Source organism: Caballeronia sp., assembly GCF_049581465.1.
GTDB lineage: Bacteria > Pseudomonadota > Gammaproteobacteria > Burkholderiales > Burkholderiaceae > Caballeronia.
This window is the reverse complement of the sequence record NZ_JBAUSA010001220.1, coordinates 1-3,232: the sequence shown is the minus strand read 5'-3', so window position 1 is coordinate 3,232 and position 3,232 is coordinate 1. Positions and strand designations below refer to the sequence as shown.

The following is a 3,232-nucleotide window of genomic DNA, read 5'->3' as shown; positions in this document are numbered from 1 at the left end:
TTTCTGGACGCATCGAATGACGGGTAACCGACGCTGGCAAGCGATTCCGACGAAATTGAGTGAAGCGCAGTTTGAGGAATTTGTCTTGCTACACCTGAGTCGTGGCCGACGAGGACCGCCGCCGACGCTGTCGTTGCACAAGATCTTCAACTACATCCTGCAGGCGCTCTATATGGGATGTCATTGGAAGATGCTGCCGATCGACAGGAATGCAAAAGGTCTGCCTGAAATCCACCCCACGCGTATCTACCGGATGATGCGGCGCTGGCAGGCTGATGGCAGCATCGACCGGATCTTTTCGGGCACCGTACATAGACTTCATCAAGACCAGCTTCTCGAGCTTTCAGTCATCCACGGCGACGGCACGACCACTGCAGCGAAGAAAGGCGGCGACAACCTCGGGTATAGCGGACACAAGCATCTCAAGGGCTGCAAGGTCGTCGCCTTCTGTGATCGCGACTGCAACATCATCGCGCCGTTCGTGACGGCCCCGGGCAACCGCAACGAATCGCCGCTGTTGCGCAACGCGCTGCCCAGACTCACCGACATGGCTCGCGCCATTGGCGCGGACCTGCGAGGCTCAACCGTCAGTCTGGATGGCGTCTACGATTGCCGGGACAACCGCAAGGCGATCTTCAATCGCGGCATGACCCCGAACATCCCCGAGAACCCGCGTGGGCGCAAAACACCGAAGCGGGGCCGCAAGCAGCGCTTTGATCCGACCATCTTCGAGGAGCGCTTCAGGACCATCGAACGCGTCTTTGCCTGGGAAGATAAGTTTCGCCGTCTGCTGCTGCGCTTCGAGCGCATCAGTGACGTGCACTACGCGTTAAAGACACTCGCCTATACGATGATCAATCTGCGGCACTACTGCCGAAACTGATCTCACATTCCAGCTTTGCGTAGCATCGTCGGCGCTCGGCACAGCGTCGCGATCGAACTCGACCCGTCGATACCTTAATATTCGCATAACGAAACATATATTCGCATATTCACCGTGCCGTACCCGACATCGATTTACGCCTCAGGCTTGTTCGAACGCTCTCTACGAAATCAGCGTCAAAACCCGCAACCAGTTGCATGTCCAAAGGTCATCAATCACCTCTTCGCTATGAGGTCAGCAGGTGATTTGGAGTCGACAGTGGGGCTCACATGTCGCACTTCGGCCGCGTCTATCCCGGCGCCTGTAGGTATGTCTGCGTTCGCGCCCCTCTCACGGCGGGTTTCTTTTCGTTAACTTTCTTTCATCATGGACCGAAAGATTGGCGTATCTACCCGCCTCCCGGTATCGGACCAAGCATCGTGTATTCGTCGGTAGCGGCTCATACCGAGTTCATGTGGCAACTGCGTGTGCGGCGCCGACCAGCGGGTTGGCACAGTCAATCGACAGCCGGAGCGTCGCAACACACTGGCGAGGCGCTGAATACGCTGGCCATGGCGAACACCTCGGCGTCCTTGAGCCCCATGACTATCTATTTGAAACTACCGATTTGGTCTGCGACCAAGCGGTTGCCTATTCATCTGCTAGCGATGGAGACAGCAACCACGCAACCCCTGCGACATTCTCTCGCGACTCGGCACGCTTGATATAGACGCTGCGAACGTGGTGGCGTAGTAGATTAGTCCCGATCGCGACTCGCTTGTGCACCAACGCTTCGCCGACCGCAGGGTTTCTTGCCCTCAGTCGATTACCTTTCCAGGGGCGAGACCATCCTCGGCACCCGCGTCGAAATCTTCGAGGTAGTTACGCGGGCAAAACGGTTAAGTACGCTGGCGCGACGTCCTGCAGTATCTCAGTGCGCCGTCCTTCATCTGCGTCGAATTCAACAAGCGGACCCTTCGCGCCGGGCCTGCAACCGACGACCGCGCCAACGCGCTCGCGGTACCGCGTCGCGGAGCGGCTATCAAGCTGCTGAATTCTTTCGTCGGTTAGCTTGACTTGGGTGCCTATCTTGAGCTGCTTCACTAGCCCCTCCATCGGTGTATGACAGATAGGAGCGATGCTACGGGCATTAGTTCAAACAACTTGAGTTCGCGGTCCCGCGCAATTCACCGTGCGAAATCCGCCACGCTTAGCCCAATCGTTTCGCCTGGTGTTGCGAGGAGTTTTCGGCTCACTATCGCCTCAATCCGATTGCGGCCGTGAACGTAGGCCTTGAGCAAGTGCGCATCGCTTACTCCTGCAGGCACCCAGAAGTACAACTCCAACACCTCACGTGCGATGGAGCATTGGACGGAACGCTCACGGAAATGAGCAGCAAAGACGACCAAATTTCGGTCGCCAGAAACGATAGCGCCGTGGGAGATTCGAATGTCCATGACTGCAATGACCTGGCGTGCTTTTGAAGATGCGATTTAATAACAAGGAAGGGCAATTCCGCTCCGCCACCTGAAGTTCGAGTAGTGCCCTTCCCGAGGCCCCTTAGCGCGGCGAGGCGGCAGCGGACGCTGTTACGGTCGGACCATAGAGAAGAAGGCAGGTATCGAGCTCAAGCGTTACATCGAACACCGAGCGGCTGCGCACACCTTCGCGGCCACGAAATTCTACGGTCCCGTCGGCACCCACCACGATGACCTCCTCCGCTCCGCTGCAAAGGTAGGCGTGCGTCCTGCTGTCGAGACTGGTTGCGCACACGGCTTTTCCGAACAGCACTTCCACGCACAGGTCCGGCGCGAAGGCTAAGGGATTGGTCTCTTGCTCTGCACCATCGTCGGGCCACTTCTCCTCCGGCATCCAGACCATATCGGGAACTCGGATGCCGAAAGTCCGGGTGACGATAGGGAGCCGTAACGCCGCGCGAGGACCCAGTTGGATGGCGAGCTGGCAAAACACGTCGGTCTTAATTATTTGATGCCAGGGGTCTTCATCTCGAACCAACATATCGCCGGCCGGACTGAGTTCAAATGCAACGTTATCGAGGTGGCGCCGGACCGCGAACATTCGCCAAATGGTAAGGAGAGAGTTTGCTTGTAGTAAATGCGTTTTCATTGCACGCTGTCCTGACGGAAAATCCAGTGTATGCGGGCAAGTCAAGCATCGTCGCGTGCGGCCTGCTTATTTCTAAGAAATCGGCAACCCCGACCTACCTGACAGTAACAACGTGTTCGAGGCGGGCCCCGCCACCTTGGTGATTAGTTATCCTAATTAACCTTCCATGATTCCCTCGTCCCAGATTGACGGCACTGGGAGGGTCGCTAGACGGTCAAGCAGTCGACGTAGCCGGTCCTCTTG

The 3,232-nt window shown here is 57.2% G+C and carries 3 protein-coding genes; 1 reads left to right on the top strand and 2 read right to left on the bottom strand.

Features of this window, described 5'->3' with window-relative positions; genetic code table 11:
• Positions 1-16 precede the first annotated feature (16 nt).
• Complete coding sequence (locus WCA53_RS29795) at positions 17-883, top strand: transposase (RefSeq protein ID WP_423919773.1); 867 nt, start codon at positions 17-19, stop codon at positions 881-883.
• A gap of 1,166 nt (positions 884-2,049) precedes the next feature.
• Here WCA53_RS29795 and WCA53_RS29790 read toward each other — a convergent pair.
• Positions 2,050-2,319: a DUF1488 family protein gene (locus tag WCA53_RS29790; RefSeq protein ID WP_423919769.1), complete on the bottom strand. Its 270-nt coding sequence runs from the start codon at positions 2,317-2,319 to the stop codon at positions 2,050-2,052.
• A gap of 103 nt (positions 2,320-2,422) precedes the next feature.
• On the bottom strand, positions 2,423-2,989 hold the full coding sequence (locus tag WCA53_RS29785) for a Uma2 family endonuclease (protein WP_423919764.1): 567 nt from the start codon (positions 2,987-2,989) through the stop codon (positions 2,423-2,425).
• Positions 2,990-3,232: the final 243 nt, after the last annotated feature.

Excerpts from the sequence above, each read along its gene's own strand:
- WCA53_RS29790 (WP_423919769.1), bottom strand. The coding sequence starts at position 2,319 with ATGGACATTCGAATCTCCCACGGCGCTATCGTTTCTGGCGACCGAAAT.
- WCA53_RS29795 (WP_423919773.1), top strand. The coding sequence starts at position 17 with ATGACGGGTAACCGACGCTGGCAAGCGATTCCGACGAAATTGAGTGAA.
- WCA53_RS29785 (WP_423919764.1), bottom strand. The coding sequence starts at position 2,989 with ATGAAAACGCATTTACTACAAGCAAACTCTCTCCTTACCATTTGGCGA.